The following is a 22,407-nucleotide window of genomic DNA, read 5'->3' as shown; positions in this document are numbered from 1 at the left end:
TGTGTATGTTATTAATCACTCGGGTCTCTACCCACCCAGAGGCTGCAGCCCACTCATGCCGCACGAGACGAGGTATCCACATGACCGACCTGCACCCCAGAAAGATGGATTTCGCGTTCGACGAACAGGACGTCCCGTTCCTCTGGAACCCCGACAACCCGGCGTGGTCGAGCATGTCGAATGCGATCTCGTTCCTGGCCGTCGGCTTCGAGAAGATGATCGTCAAGGCGATCATGCAGGCCAAACCACGAATGACCGATCCCGAGGTCGCAGAAGAGGCCGTGGCGTTCATGCGTCAGGAGGGTCACCACTCGACCGCGCATCGCCAGCACGTCAAAGCCCTGATCAAGCGATACCCGGGGCTCCAGAACACCCTCGACGCGGTGATCGGCGAGTACGACCTCCTCACCGAGGCAACCACTCTGAACTACCGACTCGCCTACACCGCGGATCTGGAGGCGACCTTCACGCCGGTGTTCAAACTGATGCTCGACAACGACGCGACCCTCTTCCGGCCGGGAGACGACCGGGTCGCGTCCCTGTTCATCTGGCATTTCGTCGAGGAGGTCGAACACCGGAGTTCGGCGATGATCATCTTCAATTCCCTTGTCGGGGAAGAGCTGTACCGGATGCGGATGGCTCCCTCGATCTTCGCACACGTAATGAAGGTGATGCGGATCGCCTGCGCCGGCTTCAACCAGCACGTGCCGATCAAGGAGCGGAAGGTCGATTCGATGTCGATGTTCGCCACGCACCGGACGAAGCAGAAACTGCTCACGGTGTTCGCGCCGTACCTGAGCAAAGGCGTCATGCCGCGTGCGTTCGACGACCTCCCGCGCGGTGAACAGCTGACCGCCCTCGCCGGCATCGTCCGTAGTCAGATGCCGAAGCACGACCCCACGCACGAAAAGCTGCCCGCGCTCGCCGACGAGTGGTTCACCCGATACGAGGCAGGCTACGACTGCACCCGCTGGTACACCGCAGAGTCGCGGGCACGCCGGACCGATCCCGTCGCGGCGGTGGTCGACTGATGGCCGATCTCTGCTCGCCCACCTTCGACCAACTCTCGACAGCGCTCGGATTCTCGTGCGCCGAGGCCGGCGGACTCGTCGAGGTCCGCAGCCCGTTCGCGCTGGAGAACTGGACCCTGCCGGTTCTCGAGCTCACCATCGTGCTCGGCTCGGTGCTCGCGCTCATCTTCGCGATCCTGCGCTGGCGCCGCAACGGCGATCCGACCAATCTGGCGCTCTGGTTCGGCGCCACCGCGTACCTGTTCGTCATCGAGCCGCCGCTGTACTTTCCGGCGGCGTTCGGAATCGAAGAGCACGTGGACACGATGTTCGCGCACAACGTGTTCACCGTGGACTTCCTGTGGGGCCGGCTGCCGCTGTACATCATCGCGATCTATCCGCTGATGGCCACGCTGGCCTTCGAGCTCGTCCGGATGCTCGGCGTCTTCCGGAAGTACGGGGTCCTCGTCGGCGCGGTCTGCGTGGGCTTCGTGCACCACGCGTTCTACGAAATCTTCGACCAGCTCGGACCGCAGCTGAGGTGGTGGGAATGGTCGACCACCAACCCGGTCAACCAACCCATGTTCGACTCGGTCCCACTGCCGAGTGTGGTGGTGTTCGCGGCCCTCTGGCCGATGTCGCTGGCCCTGTGCGTTCAGTTCTTCGTGGGGCGCTACGCCGACCGGGGTCGGGACTTCACCGGGCTGGAGCTGGTGTGGCGCACGATCGTGATCGGTCTCCTGGCGTCGGCGGGCACATTCATCCTCCCGATCCCGGCGACGGTCCTCGGAATGGAGAGCACCACGGTTCGGGGAATCCTCTACGCAACCGAACTGATCGTCATCGTGCTCGTCGCGATCCCGATCCTGGTCCGGCAGTGGTCGCGGCTGCGGCGGGGGACGTCGAACGTTCCCGCCTACTCGAACGATTTCGTCCGTGTCTACAGCGTGGTGTACCTCGCTGTGATGGGCATTCTGTGGGTGACCGCGTTGCCCAGCTACTTCGGCGCTGTCGACGGCGTCACGAGCAATGGCGACCCCATCGGAAATCTTTGGTACACCATCGCCTGCTTCGCGATTGCGATTCTGTGCGTCGCCGCCACCTTCACGGTGCCGCGGGGCCCCGCTGACGGCCGCGGCCCGATCTCCGGTGAGGGTGCGGTGCCGAACGCGGTCCGATAGGCGCGACGACGCGAGCGACTGGTTGGCCGGTGCGACCCCCAACCGTGATCTGGCGGTGATGCGCGCAGATCACGGGCTGGGATGTTGCGAACTACAAGGCGCCGAGGGCTTCACAGGCCTTTCGCACGCCTTCGCCGTAGGCGTGGTCTGCGCGAGTGCAGTTGGCAATGTGGCGTTCGACGACAGCGGACGACGCTCCGGTGATGGCACGGGCGGTGTTCTCGAACAGCGCAGTCTGCTGTTCGGCGCTCATGCTGCGGAAGAGGTTGCCGGGCTGTTCGAAGTAGTTGTCGTCGTCTGCTCGGTAGTCGAACCGGTCGGCGACCACGCCGACTTCGAGTGGCGGTTCGGCGTAGCTGCGCTGGTCGGCGAATCGGCCGTGCGAGTTGGGTTCGATGCTCGGGACGCTGCCCTGGTTGCCGTCGACGCGCATGACGCCGTCACGGTGGAAGGAATTGACGTGGGTTGCACCCCTGGGACTGTTGACCGGAATCTGGTGGTGGTTGACGCCGAGCCGGTAGCGGGCGGCGTCGCCGTAGGAGAACAGCCGGCCTTGGAGCATGCGGTCCGGGGAGAAGCCGATGCCGGGAATGATGTTCGCCGGGGAGAACGCGGCCTGCTCGACGTCGGCGTGGTAGTTCTCCGGGTTGCGGTCGAGTTCGAGTTCCCCGACCTCGATGAGGGGGTAGTCCTTCTTGGACCACACCTTGGTCAGGTCGAACGGATGGTAGCGGTAGGTCTGGGCGTCGGCTTCCGGCATGATCTGCACGAAAAGGGTCCATTTCGGGTAATTGCCCTCCTCGATCGCATCGAAGAGGTCGCGCTGCGCCGACTCACGATCGCCGGCGATCACGACGGCGGCTTCTTCGTCGGTGAGGTTCTTGATGCCCTGCTGGGTGCGGAAGTGGAATTTCACCCAGGATCGTTCCCCGGCGTCGTTGACGAACGAGAAGGTGTGTGACCCGAATCCGTGCATGTGCCGGTAGCCGTCGGGGATGCCGCGGTCGGACATCACGATGGTGATCTGGTGCAGCGCCTCCGGGAGATTGGTCCAGAAGTCCCAGTTGTTCTCCGCAGAGCGCAGGTTGGTCTTCGGATCGCGCTTGACCGCGTGGTTGAGGTCGGGGAATTTGAGGGGGTCACGGAAGAAGAAGACGGGGGTGTTGTTGCCGACGACGTCCCAGTTGCCTTGCTCGGTGTAGAAGCGGACGGCGAATCCGCGGATGTCGCGTTCGGCGTCGGCTGCGCCGCGCTCACCGGCGACCGTGGAGAATCGCATAAAGATCTCGGTCTGCTTGCCGATCTCCGAGAATACGGCGGCGTTGGTGTGTGCGGTGATGTCGTGGGTGACGCGGAAGGTGCCGAAGGCGGCCGAGCCTTTGGCGTGCATGCGACGTTCGGGGATGACTTCGCGGTCGAAGTGCGCGAGTTTCTCGAGAAGCCAGACATCTTGCAGGAGCAAGGGACCGCGTGCGCCGGCGGTGACGCTGTTCTGGTTGTCGGGTACCGGCGCACCGGCGACTGTGGTGAGTCCGTTCGGGTTGGTCATCGATTTCTCCTGTCTGACACCCGAGGCTGGGCGGGTGAATATGGTTCGGCCAGAGCATCCCTCAGGGCAGAGCGCAGCGATGTCTCAATTTGACATTCCCGCGGTCGGAGTCGTTCAGAGCATGATGCCGAATTCGCGAATCTTGCGGTAGATCGTCGCTCGGGACATTCCGATGGCAGTGGCGGCGGCGGCTTTGTCGCCGGCATGAAGCGAGAGGGCGTCCACGATCGCGTCGCGTTCGAGCGCCTGCATCCTGGTCAACGTTCGGCGTGTGGTGGAACGGCATGCGGGAGGAAGGGTGTCGAGTTCGACGACACCGGACCGTTGCCGCCGGCAGGTGTCCTCGAGAACCTTCTTCAGTTGGGTGACGTTTCCGCGCCACGCCAGACGCCCGAGCTGATTCGAGGCGGCCGGAGCCAGGGTGAGGCCGGTGGCCCCCAGGGTGTCGAGCAAGCTGCGCACAAGATCGGGAAGGTCGTCCAGGTGGTGCCGCAGGGGTGGCACCGTGACCGATTTGGGGAACATGCGCAGCAGTGGACTGGTGTCGGTCGAGTCCTGGGGATACCGGGTGAGCACCACCCACGGTCTGCGAGGCGGTTCCTGCGCCTGGAGGTCCTGCAGTAGGTCCGCGAGTGCGGCGAGATGTGCCTCGTCCAGGGCGTGCGCGTGCAGTATTGCCAGGTCGGATCCGCTGTCGAGTTCGTCGGAGGCCACGGTGAGGAGGTCGTCGCCGAGTGCGCCGGCGTCGAGTACGGCAAGTCCGCGGTCCGGTACGAGTTGGTGTGCCGCTCGGATCAGGGCGGTCTTGCCGACGCCGGGTTCTCCGTCGAGGACGAGCCAGTCCTGTCGTCGGCAGGCGTCGACGACCGCCTGGACCGTGTGTCGCCAGAGCGGGCCGGCTCCGGCTATTGCGGGTGGGATGGGCGCGTTCACCTTCGGAGCGGAAAGACGCCGCGAAGCAACCTGTTTCGTGATCCGAACGATGCCTCCGGCCAGCCGGCTACCGGTGAATGCCGGCTCGTAACTCAGGCGTGCGACCGTTCCGCTGGGCAGGTCGGTGAGGATCGTGACCGGTGTCGTTTCGCCGCCGATGTCTCGGGTGCGTTCGAGAATCGCCATCTGGTCTGGTGAGTCGAATTGTTGCCGGGTCAGCGAGTTCATCATCACGACCCCGTCACCGACAGCGACGACGGGCCGGCTGGAGCGCAGGCAGGCGGACCGGTACGCACTGAAGATCGCCCGGTCCAGTTCGGTTGCGTCGTCGAGAACGCGCTCGCGAAGGCGGGCTGCGGCGAGTGTGGCGAAGGACAGCAGCAGGGTGTTGGAATTCTGCGCGGCGGTGGTCAGGTCCACGACACCGAGAATCGCCCCGGTGATGGGGTGCGTCACCGGCGCTCCCGCGCAGGAGAAGGACCGTAGCGGACCACTGAAATGCTGGTCTCCGTCCACGAGGAGTGGCCGGCCGACCTCGAGCGCAGTGCCGATTCCATTGGTGCCGACCTGGGTTTCCGCGTAGCGAAAACCCGGGGCGAGGTCGACTCGGTCGAGCGCGGTGAACAAGGCGCTGTCGCCACCGGTGCGGGAGAGCACGATGCCGTTCGCATCGGTGAGAATCAATGATACCGGCTCATTTTCGATGTAGGCGGTCACGTCGGGCAGTACGGATCGGGCGGCGCGCTCGAGCACCGTGTCGGTGCTCACGCGCTCGACGTACGCGGCGGCGGGCCGGTCGTCGTCACCCAACGCCTGCCGAGATCGCGACCAGGACACCCGGAGCCAATTGCTCAGACGAAGGTTCTCCGATTCCGCAGGCGAACTCGGCGGAGCCAACTCGGAGTCCGAGTTCGAATTCCACGTCGTGCGGTGGTGTGACGTGCTGATGGGCTGTGGGGTCACTCGCTCTGGTCTCCCGTGTCGGCTGATCGAGGGCGTGGGGGTCTGCCGCGGCGCGGGGCAAGTGTAGGCAGCCATCACCCACTTGGACGTGACCTGCGTCTCACACTGAGACGGATGAGAGCTGGATCACGGGGTTCAATCAATTTCCACAACGTCCCCCCACAGCCGGCACCCGGCCGGCTCACGATCCAGGAGGCGCACATTGAGTAGGCAAAGCCTGACAAAGGCCCACGCGAAGATCACCGAACTGTCATGGGATCCGACATTCGCAACCCCGGCCACCCGGTTCGGCACCGACTACACCTTCGAGAAGGCTCCGAAGAAGGATCCTCTCAAGCAGATCATGCGGTCCTACTTCCCGATGGAGGAAGAGAAGGACAACCGCGTGTACGGCGCCATGGACGGTGCCATCCGCGGCAACATGTTCCGCCAGGTGCAGCAGCGGTGGCTCGAATGGCAGAAGCTGTTCCTGTCGATCATTCCGTTCCCGGAGATCTCGGCCGCCCGAGCGATGCCGATGGCCATCGACGCCGTCCCCAACCCGGAGATCCACAACGGGCTGGCGGTGCAGATGATCGACGAGGTTCGTCACTCGACGATCCAGATGAACCTCAAGAAGTTGTACATGAACAACTACATCGATCCCGCCGGTTTCGACATGACCGAGAAGGCGTTCGCGAACAACTACGCGGGGACCATCGGCAGGCAGTTCGGTGAAGGGTTCATCACCGGCGACGCGATCACCGCGGCGAACATCTATCTGACCGTGGTCGCCGAGACGGCGTTCACCAACACCCTGTTCGTCGCCATGCCCGACGAGGCGGCCGCCAACGGTGACTACCTGTTGCCGACGGTCTTCCACTCGGTGCAGTCGGACGAGTCGCGCCACATCTCCAACGGCTATTCGATCCTGCTGATGGCACTCGCCGACGAGCGCAACCGTCCACTACTCGAACGTGACCTGCGGTACGCGTGGTGGAACAACCACTGCGTCGTCGACGCCGCGATCGGCACCTTCATCGAGTACGGCACGAAGGACCGCCGCAAGGACCGGGAGAGTTACGCCGAGATGTGGCGGCGGTGGATCTACGACGATTACTACCGCAGCTACCTCATCCCGCTCGAGAAGTACGGCCTGACGATCCCGCACGACCTGGTCGAGGAGGCGTGGAAGCGGATCACCGACAAGGGCTACGTCCACGAGGTGGCCCGGTTCTTCGCCACCGGATGGCCGGTGAACTACTGGCGGATCGACGCGATGACCGACAAGGACTTCGAGTGGTTCGAGCACAAGTACCCGGGCTGGTACTCGAAGTACGGCAAGTGGTGGGAGGAGTACAACCGGCTCGCCTACCCCGGTCGCAACAAGCCGATCGCGTTCGAGGAGGTCGGATACCAGTACCCGCACCGGTGCTGGACCTGCATGGTTCCCGCACTCATCCGTGAGGACATGGTCGTGGAGAAGGTCGACGAGCAGTGGCGGACCTACTGCTCGGAAACCTGCTACTGGACCGACGCCGTCGCGTTCCGCAGCGAGTACCAGGGCCGCCCGACCCCGAACATGGGCCGGCTCACGGGATTCCGGGAGTGGGAAACCCTGCATCACGGCAAGGACCTCGCCGACATCGTCTCCGATCTCGGCTACGTCCGCGACGACGGCAAGACCCTGGTCGGTCAGCCGCACCTCGATCTGGACGATCCGAAGAAGATGTGGACTCTCGACGACGTGCGGGGCAACACCTTCCAGAGCCCGAACGTGCTCTTGAACGAGATGTCCGACGCCGACCGCAACGCGCACATCGCCGCGTACCGCGCCGGCGGCGCAGTTCCGGCCTGATCCCAGGCCCGGTGGGTGGCGCCGCGGCCACTCCGGCGCCACCCACCGCTTCACCATTCATTTTCACGAGTCCAGGAGAGAACCCGTGGCCGACAAGCACCGTATCAACTTCGACCCCGTCGACATCGAGATGGAAGTCGGCGAAGACGAGTACATCCTCGATGCCGCGTTCCGGCAAGGCATCCACCTGATGCACGGCTGCCGCGAGGGACGCTGCTCGGCCTGCAAATCCTTTGTCCTCGAAGGCGATATCCAGATGGAGGACTACTCGACGTTTGCGTGCAACGACGCCGAGGTCGACGAGGGACACGTCCTGCTCTGCCGCTCGACTGCATACAGCGACTGCACCATCGAGCTGCTCAATTTCGACGAGGACGAACTTCTCGGCGGTGTCCCCATCCAGGATGTGCGCACTCGGGTGACCGGGATCGAGCCGATGACCAAGGACATCGTGTCGCTACGGTTGGCGCCCGTCGAACCGGCGGGGTACGAGTTCAAACCCGGTCAGTACTCCGACCTGCACATACCGGGCACCGAGGAGCATCGGTCCTTCTCCATGGCGACGACCAGATCGACGCCGGGGCATGTCGAATTCCTCATCAAGAAATACCCCGGTGGCAAGTTCGCAGGCTTGCTCGAGGACGGGATCTCGGTGGGTGACGAGATCGCCCTGACCGGCCCGTACGGGTCGTTCACCATCAAGGAAGGGCATGTCCTGCCGATGGTCTTCATCGGCGGCGGCGCGGGGATGGCGCCGCTTCTGTCGCTGCTGCGGCACATGAGCGAGACGGGCAACACCCGGCAGGTCCACTTCTACTACGGTGCCCGCACCCCGCGGGACCTGTTCTACCTCGACGAGATCCTCGAACTCGGACGAGGACTGACGGATTTCACGTTCGTGGCCTGCCTCTCGGAATCGATCGACCCGCTGCCCGTGGGTGCGATCGCCGTCGAGGACGGCAATGTCACCGACGTCGTCGGCCGCCGCGAACCGGACATCGGCCGGGCCGAGGTGTACCTGTGCGGGCCGCCGCCGATGGTCGATGCCGCCCTGGAACTGCTCGAGGCGAACGACATCCCGAAAGACCAGATCTTCTACGACAAGTTCACCAGCCCCGCCTTCGAGTAGACGTCCCTCGGAGACCACCTTCCTGCTTCACCGACAGAACTGAGAAACGAGATGACCGCAACCGCCGAGTCCAAGCAACGTAGCTTCCCGAAGATCGAGTTCACCGACTCCGAAGCCGGTGCGCTGGAGTTCCCCAGCTCCCGCAGCCGCACCTTCACCTACTACACGCCGGCCAAGAAGCGGTCGACGATGTACGAGGACGTGACCGTCGACGTGCAGCCCGATCCCGACCGCCACCTCTCCCAGGGCTGGATCTACGGCTTCGGTGACGGTCCCGGCGGCTATCCGCAGGAGTGGACGGCCGCGAAGTCGTCGAACTGGCACGCCTTCCTCGATCCGAACGAGGAATGGGACCAGACCATCTACCGCAACAACTCCAAGGTGGTCCATCAGGTCGAGTTGTGCCTGTCCAACGCCAAGCGTGCCCGGGTCTACGACGGCTGGAACACCCCGTGGCTGACGTTCGTCTCCCGCAACCTGGGGGCGTGGATGCACGCCGAGAACGGGTTGGCGCTGCACGTGTTCACCTCCATCCAGCGGTCCTGCCCGACGAACATGATCAACACCGCCGTTGCGGTGAACGCCGCCCACAAGATGCGCTTCGCGCAGGATCTGGCCCTGTTCAACCTGGACCTGTCCGAGGCCACCGAGAACTTCGACGGCACCGCCCACAAGGAGGTCTGGCAGTCGGCGCCCGAGTGGCAGCCCACCCGCGAGGTTGTCGAGCGGCTCACCGCGGTTCCGGACTGGTGCGAGCTGCTGTTCGGCTCGAACATCGTCTTCGAGCAGTTGGTCGGCACCCTGTTCCGCAGCGAATTGGTCATGCAGATCGCCGCCGGAAACGGTGACTACATCACCCCCACCATCGTGGGCACCGGCGAACACGACTACGACCGCGACCTCGCCTACACCCGCAACCTGTTCCGGTTGCTCACCCGGGATCCCGAGCACGGGGCGGCGAACAAGGAGCTGTTCGGCGCCTGGCTCGCCACGTGGGTGCCGCGGTGCCTCGACGCCGCCCGGGCGCTGCAGCCGATCTGGTCGCAGCCGGCCGACAAGGCGATCACATTCGCCACCAGTTTCGATGCCGCCACCGACAAGTTCCGGTCCCTGCTCGAGGATCTCGGGCTCGACATCCCCAAGGAGTTGGACCAGTGAGCATGCAATTCGGATCGTCCACCGAGTTCTCCAACATGTGTGGCGTCACCTTGATGAACACCCCCATCGGCCGTGTCGTCGCGGAGGTGATGGGCGCCAAGGACGGCGTGGAGCTGACCGAGTACCCGTCGATGATCCGCGTCGACGGCCAACGCCTGCTCGACTTCGACTACGAGGAACTCACCGACGCCCTGGGTCAGGAGTTCGACGGCTCCATCTTCGAGGAGATCAGCTCCACCCACTACGGGCGCATGGTCCACCTCGACGAGAAGACCCTGCTGTTCGCCAGCCCGGAGGACGCCGCCGAGTACATCGGATTCGACCTCACGGCGCAGTAGATCGCAGCTGTCCGGGGCCACACAGGGTGGCCCCGGACACCCCCAACCCACCCGATAACCAGGACCAAGCGAGGACCCGATGTATCAGAAGGACGGTCAGAAATATTTCATCGTGGACGGCCACGTACACGTCTGGGACGCCCGCGAGTCGAACCAGAAGAACGTGCATGGCAAGCAGTTCATCGACTGCTTCTACGACTACCACAAGAACCTCAGCCCCGACGAGGTCGTGTGGGACTACGACACCTACACGTACTACGGCAGCGAACGCTTCGAACGTGACATCTTCGTGGAGGGATACGTCGACCACGCGATCTTCCAGGCCACCTTGCTCAGCGACTTCTACCACAACGGATTCGGGCGAACCGACGAAGCACTCGCCCTGGTCGCCAAGCACCCCGGCAAACTGACCTACAACCACGCCTACGATCCCCGTCACGAGGAGGCCGGGCTCGAACAACTCCGCAAGGACGCCGACCGGATGAACCTGCAGGGCGTCAAACTCTACACCGCCGAATGGCACGGCGACTCCCGCGGCTACAAACTCGACGACCCCTGGTCGCGGCGCTACCTCGAAGAGTGCATCGAGTTGGGGATCAAGAATATTCACGTCCACAAGGGCCCGACGATCCGTCCCCTCGACCGCGACGCGTTCGACGTCTCCGACATCGACAAAGTCGCCACCGACTACCTGGACCTGCGGTTCGTCGTCGAGCACGTGGGCCTGCCACGCCTCGAGGACTTCTGCTGGATCGCCACCCAGGAGTCGAACGTGTACGGCGGCCTGGCGGTTGCCCTTCCGTTCATCCACACCCGGCCCCGCTACTTCGCCCAGATCATCGGCGAGTTGCTCTACTGGATCGGCGAAGACAAGATTCTGTTCGGCAGCGACTATGCGCTGTGGACCCCGAAGTGGCTGATCGAGAAGTTCGTCGACTTCCAGATCCCCGAGGACATGCAGGGCGAGTACGCCCCGATCACCGCCCTGCAGAAAAAGAAGATCCTCGGCCTCAACGCGGCAGCGCTGTACGACATCGACGTTCCCGCGAACCTGCGACTGGCCGAGCCGGCCGGGCAGGAAGGAGTGGAGGTCGCCGCCGGGGCGCGGGAAACCGTGTCGTCATGACCGCCGCCGTCGTCTGCACCGAGCAGGACGTCCTGATGGCCCTGTCGACGGTCACCGACCCGGAACTGGACGAGCCGATCACCGATCTCGGCTTCGTCCGGTCGGTCACCCTCGACGACGACGGGGTCACCGTGCACCTGCGGCTGCCCACCGCGTTCTGCTCGCCGAACTTCGCCTACCTCATGGCCTCCGACGCCCTCGACGCCCTGCGCCTGGTCGAGGACATCGGCGAGGTGCGGGTGCTGCTCGACGACCATCACGACAGCGACAAGATCAACGCCGGTCTCGCGGCCGACGCCGGATACGTCGGGACGTTCGGCTCCGAGGCGGAGGAGAGTCTGCACGAATTGCGCCGAACGTTCCGGTCCAAGGCACACGCCGCGGCGATGGAGCGGTGCGTCGAGGCGCACCTGAAGACCACCGACGTGGGTGTGAACGAGATCTACCGGCTCACCCTCAGCGACCTCGCTCCCGGAAAGGCCAAGGCCGCGTTGCTTCGTCGACGGATCGGCATCGGGTTGAGCATCTGCCCGGCCAGCCGGGTGTTCGTCGACGACGACGGCAAGCGCATCGCCCCGGAATCGGTGCCGATGCGGCTGCGCTTCGCCAAGTCGGTGCGCATCTCGATGGAAGGCAACGCGCACTTCTGCCGCGGGCTGCTCGCCACCCGCTACGCCGACAGCGAATCCGTCGGCGCCACAACGCGAATCACCAATCTCAGAACCAGGAGCCCGCGATGAAGGCCGTGCAAGTGGTGGGATACCACACCAAGCTGCAGCTCACCGACATTCCCGAACCCACGATCGAAGGCCCGCTCGATGTCATCGTGCGGATCGGCGGCGCGGGTGTGTGCCGCACCGATCTGCACATCCTCGAAGGGCAGTGGGAGGCGAAGTCCGGCGTCGCGCTGCCGTACACGATCGGCCACGAGAACGCCGGCTGGGTCCACGCCGTGGGCGACGCCGTCACCAATGTCGCGGTCGGCGACAAGGTGATTCTGCACCCCCTCATCACGTGCGGACTGTGCCGGGCGTGCCGATTCGGAGACGACGTCCACTGCCAGAACAGCAAATTCCCCGGCATCGACGTCAACGGCGGGTATGCCGAATATCTGCGCACCACCGCCCGCAGCGTGGTCCGGATCGACGACTCGCTCGAACCGGCCGACGTCGCCGCCCTCGCCGACGCGGGCCTGACGGCGTACCACGCCGTTGCCAAGGCCGCGAAGACGACCCGGCCCGGAGACGTGTGCGTCGTGATCGGGGCCGGCGGGCTCGGTCACATCGGCATCCAGGTCCTGAAGGCGATCTCCGGCGTCACCGTGGTCGTGCTCGACCGCAACCCCGCGGCCGTCGAACTCGCCGTGAAGATCGGCGCCGACCACGGCATCGTCGCCGACGGCACCCACATCCAGCAGGTGCTCGACCTGACCGGCGGTCACGGCGCCGAAGCCGTCGTCGACTTCGTCGGCGAGGGCGGCGCGACCTCAGAAGGGATCGCGATGCTGCGCCGCGCCGGGAACTACTACGTCGTCGGGTACGGCGAGAACATCGACGTCCCGACGATCGACGTGATCTCCACCGAGATCAACTTCATCGGAAATCTCGTCGGCTCCTACAACGACCTCCAGGAGCTCATGACCCTTGCCGCCCAGGGCAAGGTCACCTTGCACACCACTCGGTACCGGCTCGAGGACTTCCAGCAAGCACTCGACGATCTCGATGCCGGCCGGGTGCGCGGCCGGGCGATTCTCGTCCCGTAGCACTCCGCATCCTCCGCTCGAAGCACGAAAGGAACATCAGCCATGGCAAAAGAGCTGCGGTACAACACGGACGCCCGGGCGCGGCTCGAGCACGGCGTCAACGCCCTCGCCGACGCGGTCAAGGTGACGCTCGGCCCCAAGGGGCGCAACGCGGTGCTCGAGAAACTCACCGGACCACCGACGATCACCAACGACGGCGTGACCATCGCCCGCGAGATCCAGCTCCGCGAACCCTTCGCCAACATGGGTGCCCAGCTGGTCAAGGAAGTGGCGATGAAGACCAATGGTGTGGTCGGCGACGGCACCACCACCGCGACCGTGCTCGCCCAGGCTATGGTCCGAGAGGGGCTGCGGTCCGTCGATGCCGGCGCCAACCCCATGCGGGTGCGCCGCGGTATCGAACGGGCCGTGTCCGTGGTCGTCGATTCCCTCCACGAGCAGGCCTCCCAGATCGGGGGGCAGAGCGATCTGCAACGGATCGCGACCCTCGCCGCCAGCGACGACGAGGTGATCGGGCACGCCATCTCGAAGGCCGTCGACTACGTCGGCAAGTCCGGGGTCGTCACCACCGAGGAGAGCGACACCCTCGGGCTGTCGGTCGACATCGTCGACGGCATCGAGTTCGATCACGGCTACATCTCCGGCTACATGGTCACCGACCCGGAGCGGATGGAAGCGGTGCACACCAATCCGCTGATCCTGCTGACCAACAAGAAGATCACCCAGGTCCAAGACATCATGCCGAGCATCGAGGTGGCCAAGCGCGCCGACCGGCCACTGGTGGTGCTGGCGGAGGAAGTCGACGGGCCGGCCCTGCAACTGCTCGTCGGCGGCAACATGCACAAGACGATGCAGTCGGTGGTCGTCCGGGCCCCAGGTTTCGGGCACCGCCGGGTCGCCGAGCTCGAGGACCTCGCGGTGGCGCTGGGTGGGCATGTGATCGCCAAGGACACCGGCATCGAACTGTCCGAAATCAGTGTCGAGCATCTCGGTTCGTGTGATCGCATCACCGTCACCGAGAACGAGACCACGATCGTCGGCGGGCACGGGGACCAGCGGCTGCTCGACGCCCGCATCGCCCAGCTCGAGTCCCAGCACGAGCGCGCCAAGATCGAGGCGGACCAGGAGAGCCTCGAACTGCGCATTGCCCGGCTCACCGGTCGGGTTGCCGTCATCCGCGTCGGCGGCGCGACCAGCGTCGAGCTCAAGGAGCGGATGTTGCGCGTGGAGGACGCCCTGGCCGCCACTCGGGCCGCGGTGGAGGCGGGGATCGTCTCCGGTGGTGGTACCGCGCTGGCGCAGTCGCATCGGGCGTTGGCCGATCTCGACCTGACCGGCGACGAGGCCATCGGGTGTGACGTCGTGCGCCGCGCTCTCGCCGAACCGCTGCGCTGGATCGCGATCAACGCCGGGTTCGACGGCGACGAGGTCGTCGAGGTGGTCGCCGGTTTGCCGCTCGGGCACGGGTTCAACGCGCTCACCGGTGAATACGGGGACATGTTCGACGACGGGGTGATCGATCCGTTCAAGGTCACCCGCGCCGCACTCGAGAGCGCGGCCTCGATCGCGGCACTGCTGATCACCACGGAGACCGCTGTCGTGGAAGAGGTGCTGGGCAATCCCGGTGCCATCATGGCACCGGGCTTCGGCGATCTCGCCGAAGGCATGGTCCGCCCGTCGAACATCTACTAGGGCGTGTCTCCCAATGATTTGGGGTGTTGTGCTGCAGACTCTTCGCTGTGGCAGACGTTGTTAATAGGTTTGAGGTGTTGACGGACAAGCAGTGGGAGTTGCTTGCGCTGCTGTTGCCCAGTTCGGATGGGCTGCGGGGGCGGAAGTTCCAGAACAGCCGGCTCGTGGTGGAGGGGATGCTCTACCGGCTGCGTACCGGGCTCCCGTGGCGGGATCTACCTGCGCATTTCGGCCCCTGGAAGACGGTGTGGAAACGGCACCGACGCTACGCCGGGGATGGAACGTGGGATCGGGTACTCATAGCCCTGGCGGCGATGGCCGATGCCGGTGGCGACCTGGATTGGGCGGTGTCGGTGGATTCCACCGTGGTGCGGGTGCACCAGCACGGCGCCAACGCCGCGCGTGACACAGGGGGATCTACCGAATTACACGAATCTGCTTGACGAACCGGTCGATCACGGCATCGGCCGGTCCCGCGGCGGGCTGACCTGCAAAGTCCACCTGGCGTGCGATGGCGACGGACGTCCCTTGTCGGTGCTGGTGGGTCCTGGCCAGGCCGGCGACAGCCCGATGTTCGGCCCGCTCCTGGAGGGCATCTGCGTGCCGCGCATCGGTGGCGGCGCACCCCGCACGCGCCCGGACGAGGTCCGTGCCGACAAGGCGTACACATCCAAGGCCAATCGAGAACTGCTACGCAGCAAGGGCATCAAGGCGGTCATTCCCGAGAAGTCCGATCAGGTGGCCAACCGCAAGAACAAGGGCAGCGCGGGCGGTCGGCCACCGAACTTCGATGCCGAGTCGTACAAGGGCCGCAACGTGGTGGAAAGGGCCTTCAACAAGGCAAAACAGTGGCGAGCGGTGGCAACCCGGTATGACAAGCTTGCCCTGACTTACCGGGCTGGATTCCTCCTCGCCGGCATCGTCGAATGGCTCAAACTATTGGGAGACATGCCCTAGAGCAAAGCCGATGGGTCACCGCCTCGACGGTCCTGCGAGGCGGTGACCCACTCCCCCGTTCCGGCGGTGAGGCATTCGTCCGAAAGAAAGTGAGTCATCGTGATTTTCATCGTGGTGAAGTTCAAGGTCCTCGACAAGTACCGGAACGACTGGTTGCTCGTCACCCAGGAGTTCACCGACGCGACCCGATCCGAGCCGGGCAACCTCTGGTTCGAATGGCATCACAGCGCAGACGATCCCGCCGAATTCGTGCTGATCGAGGCGTTCCGGGACGGGCAGGCCGGCTCCGACCACGTCGCCGCCGACCACTTCCGGAAGGGGTTGGACGCGATGCGCCCGGCACTGAGCGAGACACCGCTCATCATCCACACCGACCTACCCGGCACCGACTGGTCCCGCATGGGCGAACTGGAGATCAGCCGGTAACCCGGTGCGGTGCACAACCTGACGGAATACAACACGTGGAAGGACAAGGCATGACCGTGGTGACGACCGGCCCCGTCGCGGGTCTGCTCGCGGCGCTGGGAGATGCCGTGGTGACCGACAGCGACACCATGATCGCCTACACCCGCGACCAGTCGTTGCTCTCCCCCTCCGGACATCCGATCGCGGTGGTCCGCGCCCGGACCACCGATCACGTGGTGACGACCCTGAAAACCGCCCACCGGTACGGCATTCCGGTCGTCACGAGAGGGGCGGGCACCGGTCTCGCCGGCGGGGCCAACGCGATCGACGGCTGCATCGTGCTCAGCACCGAGAAACTCGACCGCATCCTCACCATCGACGAACAATCCCGCACCGCCACGGTGGAGCCGGGAGTGGTCAACGGTGACCTCGCTGCCGCGGCCGCGGAGCGCGGACTCTGGTACGTCCCCGACCCCGGCAGTCGCGCCGTCTCCACGATCGGGGGGAACCTCGCGACCAATGCCGGCGGGGCGTGCTGCGCGAAGTACGGGGTCACCGGCGACCACGTCGCCCGGATCAAGGCGGTGCTCGCCGACGGCCGGATCATCCACACCGGCGCCGCCACCCGCAAGAATGTCGCCGGATTGAACCTGACTCAACTGCTGGTCGGGTCCGAGGGCACCCTCGCCGTCATCGTCGAGGCGACCATGCGGCTGCGCCGAACACCGGCGCACACGGCCACCGTCGTCGCCGCCTTCTCCGATCCTGTCCAGGCGGTCGACGCGGTGATGGCGATTCAGGCGGTGGCCGACCCGAGGCTGGTCGAACTCATGGACCGCACCACCATCTCGGCCGTCAACGACATGACCCACATGGGTCTCGACGAGACGGCCGGCGCGCTGCTGCTGATCGAGTGCGACGGCGACGCGGCCGCGGCGGAAGCGCAGCGCAGCGCGGACGCGTGCCGTGCCGCCGCGGCCACCGAGCTGTACATGAGCACCGACCCCGCCGAAGGTGACGCCCTCATGCAAGCCCGCCGTGTCGCGCTGACCGCCCTCGAACGCCGCGGCAGCACTCTGCTCGACGACCTGGCCGTGCCGGTGCCCCGGCTACCGCACATGCTCGACGCCATCACTCGCATCGCCGACCGCCACCACCTGCTCATCGGCACCTTCGGGCACGCCGCCGACGGCAACCTCCACCCCACCATCGTGTTCGACGCCGCAGATCCGGACGCCACCGAACGGGCCCACCAGGCCTTCGACGAGATGGTGGCGCGCTGCTTGGCGCTGGGCGGATCGATCACCGGCGAGCACGGCGTCGGCGACCTCAAACGCCGCTACCTCGAACCCATGATCGGCTCGGTGGAGAGGTCCCTGATGGCAGGAGTCAAGGCAGCGTTCGACCCCACCGGGATTCTCAATCCGGGGCGCGCGATATGACGTCGACGAAACCACATGTCCGATCGAAGCGGGACGACGACCTCGTCGTGGAGTTCGGCAACCGGTGGGCGTTGTTCGGCGGCGGCAGTGCCGAAGACATCTTCGTCACTTTCGGGTGGACCGAGGCGCAGTACTTCGAACGCCTGCAGGTCCTGGCCGGGCGCCGTTTCCCGCCCCTCGACGACACCCTCCGGCAGCGCCTTCTCGCCGTGTGCGCCGAGCGGCTACCCCGAATCGATCATCCACCTTCCCCTGCGGCGCAAGGCCACGTCGATGACAGCGAATCCCGGCCGACGGCGCGGCCGTCCCCGCACTGAACCCGGTCCTCCGCCAGCCCGTCTCATATTGAGACCCGTCTCACATCGAGACGACGTACTCTCAGGAATGTGACAGGTGGAGAATCGGGGCGTAAACACAGCATGACCAGCAAGGATTTACAGAAGGCGCGAGAGCTGTTCCTCGCCGACAACGACCTCGACAGCTCCGTTCGCCAGCCCATCTCGTACTCGTGGCAGCGATCGAAGTCGCTCAAGGTGCGCCCGGATCAGCTCGACCTCCCGTTCGTACGAGAGCCGAATCTGGACTGCCCTCTCGTTGCGGCAGCCGAACCCGTCTTGCGGCAGCTCGCGGACGGACTGGTCGACGAACCAGTCAGCGTCATCCTGACCTCGGCTGACGGAGTGATCTTGACCAGGATCACCGCCAGCCGACGACTCGATCGGACACTCGACGCGGTCCAACTGATACCCGGTTACAGCTACTCGGAAGAATTCGCCGGCACGAACGGCATCGGCACCACTCTCGAAACCCGTCAGCCCACCCTGGTGACGGGCGCCGAGCATTACGCCGACTGCCTCGGGCAACTGGCGTGCGCCGGTGTCCCGATCACCCATCCGATGTCCGGCGCCCTCGTCGGCGCGCTCGATCTCACCGGCTGGGTAGAGGACGGTGGCCCGCTGTTGGCCACCCTCGCCAAATCCGCCACGGCTCAGATCGAAGGCCGGCTCCTGGCGCAGGCCAGTGCGGACCAGACCGCGTTACTCAACGCCTATCTGAAGGCCTGTCGACGGTCACCCCAAACGGGGGTGTTGGCGCTCGGCGACGACGTCGTTCTCGTCAACCGAAAACTGCGCGTGGCACTGGATGCCCAGGATCAGGGTGCGTTGCTCGAACACGCCGTCGACCTGAGCGGCACTCCGGCCACCCAACGACACATCGTCGCCCTGCCCAGCGGGCAGACGGCCCGGCTGTCATCGGTCGAGGACTTCGGGCTCGGCGCTCGGAGGCAGATGGCCTTGTTCTACGTGCATCTACTCGAGATCCCCACATCGGGATCCCCTGCGCTCGAGAGCATCCGCGTCTTGCCCGGAATCACCGGGAGCAGCGCGTCCTGGCGCCGCAGTTGCCAGCAAATCGCTCGCTGCGCGCGGGAACAACAGTGGGTCACCGTGTCCGGCGAAACCGGAAGCGGCCGCGGATCGGCTCTCAAAGCTGTTGCCATCGAACATATTCCCATCCGCACACGGATCTTCACGGTGGCCGAACTCGCGGGCGACAGCGCCGCCCTGTCGGCACTCGAACAGGAACTCGGGCAAGAGCGATTCAGCGTCATCCTGCGCGACATCGACCTCCTCGGCGAGTCACAGCAGCGGATCGTCGCCGACCTCATTCAAGGACGCGAGCACGCCGGATGGATCGGTGCGACCATCGGCGGAACCGATCACAACACCGACCTCGACACACTGATCCTTCCCCACTTCAGCCATACCGTCACCATGCCCGCGCTGCGTCATCGCATCGACGATCTCCACAGCTTGGTACCGCATCTACTGAGGCAGCTCGGTCGCGGCGCGGACTTGTCTCTCTCGCCTGCGGCGATGCGCCAACTCTGCAAGTACAGCTGGCCCGGAAACGTCACCGAGCTCCGGCAGGTTCTGCACGAGGTGGTCCAGCGTCAGCGCTCCGGTGTCGTCGAGGTCGAGCAGCTTCCCCCGATGTGCCGAGCTCTGAGCCGACACACACTCACGCAGATCGAAGCCCTCGAACGCGACGCCATCGTGCGCAGCCTCGAAGAGACCCACGGCAACAAGAAGGCTGCAGCGACAGCTCTCGGCATCTCACGGGCCACCATCTACCGGAAGATCAAGGAATTCGGCATCGACATCTGACGTCGTCCGCGCCACCAGTGTCAGGAAATGAGACATTCGCCCCGCTGCAACCGGCGGATCATGAGGTCAGACAGAGAATCCCACGCGGATCAGCACTCGTTGAGGAACAACCTTTTTCGAGCACGGGTACGCGACCGGGACCGACGTGAGGACGACCCATGAAGACGAACCCGCTTGGCGCGGATACCCACTCGGTATCCCCCGGCAGCACAACCTCCCGGGTATGGTTGGTCGCCGCGCTGGCGCACACCGGTGAACCCGCCGACCGTCCCGCGGTACGTGACGATCTGATGCGGACCTGGGTTCCGGAGCCGGGCAGCGGTTACCGCACCCACGACGGCCGTCGCCGGGCGACCTGGGCGCAATTGCACTCCCGGTTCGATCTCGTAGAGGTGACCCCATGACTACCTCCTGCGCGGTCCGGCCCGCACCGGTCCGTCGCCGCCCATCAGGGGTGGGACGATGGTGTGCGACCACCCTGGCTGATCGACTGGCCAGGGAAGACGCCGCCGAGGATGTGCGAACCTTGTCCCCCGACGACCGGACGACGTGCCCACTGCACCGACGGTGGATTCACCAATGCGTCGCGTCGCCGACTCACGTCAACGCCGTCACGCGACACAGGTGGTGCCGCCAGTGCGCCGTGCCGCTCACCGTCACTGTCGACGAAATCGCACGGACCGTCACGATGGTGTGCCCGTCGTGTGGTGACGGCGGCAGCCCCGCCACCACAAGACTGGTGTCCGCATGTTGCGCAAGCCTCCTCGAGGCGTCGAATCATCACACTTCGCGGACAGGCTCGTAGTGCTCTACGAGTGGGAAGGGATCGTAGAAGTGGTGCAGCAGGTCCTTCCACTCCTGGTATCGGCTCGATTGCCGAAAGCCTTCGGTGTGGTCTTCGAGCTCTTCCCACTCGACCAGCAGAAGGTAGACATTCGACCGCTCGAGGCCGCGTGACAATCGCAGTCGCAGGAATCCGGGCATCGACGAAATGATCGACTCGGCCTGCCGGAACGCGGATTCGAACTCCTCGACCCTCGCGGGTGTCACGGACAGAAGTGCGTGTTCCAAGATCATCAGCACAGTATGCGCGGCGACGTCGGGCAACCGGATGCACCGCCGCGGATTCCGTCGCACAATCGAAAGGAGAAGAACCGCAATCCTGCCGGAGGTCGGATGATGCGTCGGGAGGAATTGGCACCGGTACCCACGCCGATCCGGTGGTGGCGACTCGGGCCGTGGAGTCGCAACCGCCTGATGCGCCGCGGCGACCGCTACGAGGCCGTCCTCGTGCTGCTCGCCGCGATGCTGATACTGCTGCTGGTCCCGTGCGCCGCCGCATATGGAACGGCAACCCACACCCGGTTGGAACAACAAACCCAGGCGCTGCGCTCCGGCGTGCACCAAGTACCCGCAGTCCTGCTCGAGGACACCCACCCAGCACCTGACACACCGGACGACGCACTGCGACCCAGCCACAACCAGGACAGTGCCCGAGTCCGCTGGTCGACGCCCAACGGGGACCACACCGCCGTGGTACCCACCGACGCGCACGCGACGGCGGGTCAGACCATCACTGTCAGCGTCGGCGCCGACGGCAACCTCACCGGCCCAATCCGAAGCAACCGGGAAGACACGGCGGTGGCCGTGACCGCCGCATGCGGGGTATGGGCGCTCGGATCCGGCGGCATCGTCCTCGTCCCGGCACTCGTACACGCGGTGTTGGCCCGGACCCGCATGCGGCAATGGGCGTACGAGTGGACTCGGTTCGACGCACCACCGCGATGACCCCAGCCCGTACTACCCAGCTGCGGCCGGCCTCGAGAACAGCTCGCGGTGTGCGGCGACGTACTGCTCGACCGACTGCGCGGGCCGGCCGGTCACGTCCTCGACGTCGGTGGTCAATCGGTTGTAGCGATCGTCGCGGTGCAGGTTGGCGACGGTGAGAAGGTGGTGCACGGTGTGCGACGAGATACCGGGCACCGCGCCCATCAGCTCCACGAAGCTGCCGTAGGGCAGATCGGATCCCGTTACCGGCCGACCCAAGCCACGGGTGTACTGCTCGGCGAGTCCGTCGATGTCCAGGACGGCGGGGCCGGTCAGCTCGAAGACCTGCCCGACACGCCCTGCTGGATCCTGAAGAATGGTGGCGATCACTCGGGCCACGTCGGTGGCGGCAACTGGCGAGGTCCTGCCGGTACCGAACGGCAAGGCCAAGACGCCGCGCTCGGCGACGGAACGGCTCGCCACAACGGTGAACAGCGGATTGTCCAGGAAGACCGTGGGTCTGACATGGACGACGGGCAGACCGGACCAGTTCATGATGCGCTCGGCGAGCCAGTGCAGCCGTTGGTGCCGAGACTCGTCGGTGCTGGTCGACGTCATCTGTGACACCGTCATCTGCGACATGTTCACCAACGCCTCGAGATCGCCCCGCTCGTCGGCAATCGCGCAGACGACAGCGGCTGCCTCCAGATAGTCTGCGGAGACACTCATGTTGAAGAACATCCGCCTCACGCCCACCAGCGCCGCAGCGACGTCGCCAGGGCGCGTCAGATCGCCCACGACGATGTCCGCTCCCAGCTCCCGTAGGGCATCGGCGCGGCCGTCGTCGCGATGAACCATCGCACGCACGGGCTCGCCACTGCGGAGCAGCTGCTCTGCGACCAGCCGGCTGATACTGCTGTAACCACCGCCCACACCGGTCATCAGGAACGGCGCCCGGTCACTCATGCCACCTCCTGGTTTTACGCTCTC

At 65.3% G+C, this 22,407-nt stretch carries 21 protein-coding genes; 17 read left to right on the top strand and 4 right to left on the bottom strand.

Annotation, left to right across the window (positions count from 1 at the left end):
• Positions 1 to 80: 80 nt before the first annotated feature.
• Positions 81 to 1,031 carry a metal-dependent hydrolase gene (locus CJ177_RS31595; protein WP_061045805.1) on the top strand — a complete coding sequence of 317 codons (951 nt, stop codon included), beginning with the start codon at positions 81 to 83 and terminating at the stop codon, positions 1,029 to 1,031.
• Positions 1,031 to 2,191, top strand: a complete 1,161-nt coding sequence (locus CJ177_RS31590; RefSeq protein WP_005242358.1) for a hypothetical protein — start codon at positions 1,031 to 1,033, stop codon at positions 2,189 to 2,191. The genes CJ177_RS31595 and CJ177_RS31590 overlap by 1 nt, the downstream gene beginning before the upstream one ends.
• 91 nt (positions 2,192 to 2,282) lie before the next feature.
• Here CJ177_RS31590 and CJ177_RS31585 read toward each other — a convergent pair whose 3' ends face one another.
• Positions 2,283 to 3,740, bottom strand: coding sequence for a catalase (locus CJ177_RS31585; RefSeq protein WP_061699740.1), 1,458 nt, complete (start codon positions 3,738 to 3,740; stop codon positions 2,283 to 2,285).
• Between the two features lie 114 nt (positions 3,741 to 3,854).
• Positions 3,855 to 5,483: a sigma-54-dependent Fis family transcriptional regulator gene (locus CJ177_RS31580; protein WP_095869529.1), complete on the bottom strand. Its 1,629-nt coding sequence runs from the start codon at positions 5,481 to 5,483 to the stop codon at positions 3,855 to 3,857.
• A 355-nt stretch (positions 5,484 to 5,838) separates the two neighbouring features.
• Here CJ177_RS31580 and CJ177_RS31575 point away from each other — a divergent pair, with 355 nt between their 5' ends.
• The 14 genes from CJ177_RS31575 to CJ177_RS31510 all read left to right on the top strand — a co-directional run bounded on the left by CJ177_RS31575 (position 5,839) and on the right by CJ177_RS31510 (position 20,054).
• Positions 5,839 to 7,473 carry a methane monooxygenase gene (locus CJ177_RS31575; protein ID WP_061045808.1) on the top strand — a complete coding sequence of 545 codons (1,635 nt, stop codon included), beginning with the start codon at positions 5,839 to 5,841 and terminating at the stop codon, positions 7,471 to 7,473.
• 85 nt (positions 7,474 to 7,558) lie between these two features.
• Positions 7,559 to 8,602, top strand: a complete 1,044-nt coding sequence (locus tag CJ177_RS31570) for a 2Fe-2S iron-sulfur cluster-binding protein (RefSeq protein WP_095869392.1) — start codon at positions 7,559 to 7,561, stop codon at positions 8,600 to 8,602.
• Positions 8,603 to 8,653: 51 nt separating this feature from the next.
• The gene (locus CJ177_RS31565) at positions 8,654 to 9,760 is read left to right on the top strand and encodes an aromatic/alkene monooxygenase hydroxylase subunit beta (protein WP_061045810.1); all 1,107 of its coding nucleotides are present in this window, start codon (positions 8,654 to 8,656) and stop codon (positions 9,758 to 9,760) included.
• Positions 9,757 to 10,098: a propane 2-monooxygenase effector subunit MimD gene (gene mimD, locus CJ177_RS31560; protein WP_005242368.1), complete on the top strand. Its 342-nt coding sequence runs from the start codon at positions 9,757 to 9,759 to the stop codon at positions 10,096 to 10,098. Before CJ177_RS31565 ends, mimD begins: the two co-directional genes overlap by 4 nt.
• A 79-nt stretch (positions 10,099 to 10,177) precedes the next feature.
• Positions 10,178 to 11,224 carry an amidohydrolase family protein gene (locus tag CJ177_RS31555; RefSeq protein WP_095869391.1) on the top strand — a complete coding sequence of 349 codons (1,047 nt, stop codon included), beginning with the start codon at positions 10,178 to 10,180 and terminating at the stop codon, positions 11,222 to 11,224.
• Positions 11,221 to 11,964, top strand: coding sequence for an iron-sulfur cluster assembly protein (locus CJ177_RS31550; protein ID WP_095869390.1), 744 nt, complete (start codon positions 11,221 to 11,223; stop codon positions 11,962 to 11,964). The genes CJ177_RS31555 and CJ177_RS31550 overlap by 4 nt, the downstream gene beginning before the upstream one ends.
• Positions 11,961 to 12,986: an NAD(P)-dependent alcohol dehydrogenase gene (locus tag CJ177_RS31545; RefSeq protein ID WP_005242373.1), complete on the top strand. Its 1,026-nt coding sequence runs from the start codon at positions 11,961 to 11,963 to the stop codon at positions 12,984 to 12,986. The genes CJ177_RS31550 and CJ177_RS31545 overlap by 4 nt, the downstream gene beginning before the upstream one ends.
• A 42-nt stretch (positions 12,987 to 13,028) precedes the next feature.
• Positions 13,029 to 14,678: a chaperonin GroEL gene (gene groL / locus CJ177_RS31540; RefSeq protein ID WP_005242375.1), complete on the top strand. Its 1,650-nt coding sequence runs from the start codon at positions 13,029 to 13,031 to the stop codon at positions 14,676 to 14,678.
• 47 nt (positions 14,679 to 14,725) lie between these two features.
• Positions 14,726 to 15,635, top strand: a protein-coding gene (locus CJ177_RS31535; protein WP_255284983.1) for an IS5 family transposase whose coding sequence is annotated in 2 segments (ribosomal slippage) — positions 14,726 to 15,076 and positions 15,078 to 15,635 — 909 coding nt in all. Because the reading frame shifts where the segments join, the coding sequence is not laid out codon by codon here.
• A 99-nt stretch (positions 15,636 to 15,734) separates the two neighbouring features.
• On the top strand, positions 15,735 to 16,061 hold the full coding sequence (locus CJ177_RS31530; protein WP_095869389.1) for a putative quinol monooxygenase: 327 nt from the start codon (positions 15,735 to 15,737) through the stop codon (positions 16,059 to 16,061).
• 50 nt (positions 16,062 to 16,111) lie between these two features.
• Positions 16,112 to 17,482 carry an FAD-binding oxidoreductase gene (locus CJ177_RS31525; protein ID WP_095869388.1) on the top strand — a complete coding sequence of 457 codons (1,371 nt, stop codon included), beginning with the start codon at positions 16,112 to 16,114 and terminating at the stop codon, positions 17,480 to 17,482.
• The gene (locus CJ177_RS31520; RefSeq protein ID WP_005242380.1) at positions 17,479 to 17,799 is read left to right on the top strand and encodes a hypothetical protein; all 321 of its coding nucleotides are present in this window, start codon (positions 17,479 to 17,481) and stop codon (positions 17,797 to 17,799) included. Before CJ177_RS31525 ends, CJ177_RS31520 begins: the two co-directional genes overlap by 4 nt.
• Before the next feature lie 102 nt (positions 17,800 to 17,901).
• Positions 17,902 to 19,650: a sigma-54-dependent Fis family transcriptional regulator gene (locus CJ177_RS31515; RefSeq protein WP_095869387.1), complete on the top strand. Its 1,749-nt coding sequence runs from the start codon at positions 17,902 to 17,904 to the stop codon at positions 19,648 to 19,650.
• Positions 19,651 to 19,808: 158 nt separating this feature from the next.
• Positions 19,809 to 20,054, top strand: a complete 246-nt coding sequence (locus CJ177_RS31510) for a hypothetical protein (protein WP_005242384.1) — start codon at positions 19,809 to 19,811, stop codon at positions 20,052 to 20,054.
• 376 nt (positions 20,055 to 20,430) lie between these two features.
• On the opposite strand, the gene CJ177_RS31500 is transcribed toward CJ177_RS31510, so the two are convergent.
• Complete coding sequence (locus CJ177_RS31500; protein WP_005242388.1) at positions 20,431 to 20,727, bottom strand: antibiotic biosynthesis monooxygenase; 297 nt, start codon at positions 20,725 to 20,727, stop codon at positions 20,431 to 20,433.
• Positions 20,728 to 20,829: 102 nt separating this feature from the next.
• On the opposite strand from CJ177_RS31500, the gene CJ177_RS31495 reads away from it, so the two are divergent.
• Positions 20,830 to 21,438, top strand: coding sequence for a hypothetical protein (locus CJ177_RS31495; RefSeq protein WP_005242391.1), 609 nt, complete (start codon positions 20,830 to 20,832; stop codon positions 21,436 to 21,438).
• Positions 21,439 to 21,450: 12 nt separating this feature from the next.
• On the opposite strand, the gene CJ177_RS31490 is transcribed toward CJ177_RS31495, so the two are convergent.
• Positions 21,451 to 22,383 (bottom strand): NAD(P)H-binding protein, encoded by a 933-nt coding sequence (locus tag CJ177_RS31490; protein WP_095869385.1) that lies wholly within the window; start codon positions 22,381 to 22,383, stop codon positions 21,451 to 21,453.
• Between the last annotated feature and the right edge of the window lie 24 nt (positions 22,384 to 22,407).

The sequence above is a fragment of the Rhodococcus sp. ACPA1 genome (genome assembly GCF_002300195.1).
Taxonomy (GTDB): Bacteria; Actinomycetota; Actinomycetes; order Mycobacteriales; family Mycobacteriaceae; genus Rhodococcus_F; species Rhodococcus_F opacus.
This window is presented reverse-complemented; position numbering and strand designations above follow the sequence as displayed.

Bases quoted from the DNA above. Each gene is read 5' to 3' on its own strand.
- CJ177_RS31545 (WP_005242373.1), top strand. From the start codon at position 11,961: ATGAAGGCCGTGCAAGTGGTGGGATACCACACCAAGCTGCAGCTCACC.
- CJ177_RS31515 (WP_095869387.1), top strand. From the start codon at position 17,902: ATGACCAGCAAGGATTTACAGAAGGCGCGAGAGCTGTTCCTCGCCGAC.
- CJ177_RS31590 (WP_005242358.1), top strand. From the start codon at position 1,031: ATGGCCGATCTCTGCTCGCCCACCTTCGACCAACTCTCGACAGCGCTC.
- groL (WP_005242375.1), top strand. From the start codon at position 13,029: ATGGCAAAAGAGCTGCGGTACAACACGGACGCCCGGGCGCGGCTCGAG.
- CJ177_RS31525 (WP_095869388.1), top strand. From the start codon at position 16,112: ATGACCGTGGTGACGACCGGCCCCGTCGCGGGTCTGCTCGCGGCGCTG.
- CJ177_RS31555 (WP_095869391.1), top strand. From the start codon at position 10,178: ATGTATCAGAAGGACGGTCAGAAATATTTCATCGTGGACGGCCACGTA.
- CJ177_RS31500 (WP_005242388.1), bottom strand. From the start codon at position 20,727: ATGATCTTGGAACACGCACTTCTGTCCGTGACACCCGCGAGGGTCGAG.
- CJ177_RS31510 (WP_005242384.1), top strand. From the start codon at position 19,809: ATGAAGACGAACCCGCTTGGCGCGGATACCCACTCGGTATCCCCCGGC.
- CJ177_RS31585 (WP_061699740.1), bottom strand. From the start codon at position 3,740: ATGACCAACCCGAACGGACTCACCACAGTCGCCGGTGCGCCGGTACCC.
- CJ177_RS31495 (WP_005242391.1), top strand. From the start codon at position 20,830: ATGCGTCGGGAGGAATTGGCACCGGTACCCACGCCGATCCGGTGGTGG.
- CJ177_RS31490 (WP_095869385.1), bottom strand. From the start codon at position 22,383: ATGAGTGACCGGGCGCCGTTCCTGATGACCGGTGTGGGCGGTGGTTAC.
- CJ177_RS31520 (WP_005242380.1), top strand. From the start codon at position 17,479: ATGACGTCGACGAAACCACATGTCCGATCGAAGCGGGACGACGACCTC.
- CJ177_RS31550 (WP_095869390.1), top strand. From the start codon at position 11,221: ATGACCGCCGCCGTCGTCTGCACCGAGCAGGACGTCCTGATGGCCCTG.
- CJ177_RS31565 (WP_061045810.1), top strand. From the start codon at position 8,654: ATGACCGCAACCGCCGAGTCCAAGCAACGTAGCTTCCCGAAGATCGAG.
- CJ177_RS31595 (WP_061045805.1), top strand. From the start codon at position 81: ATGACCGACCTGCACCCCAGAAAGATGGATTTCGCGTTCGACGAACAG.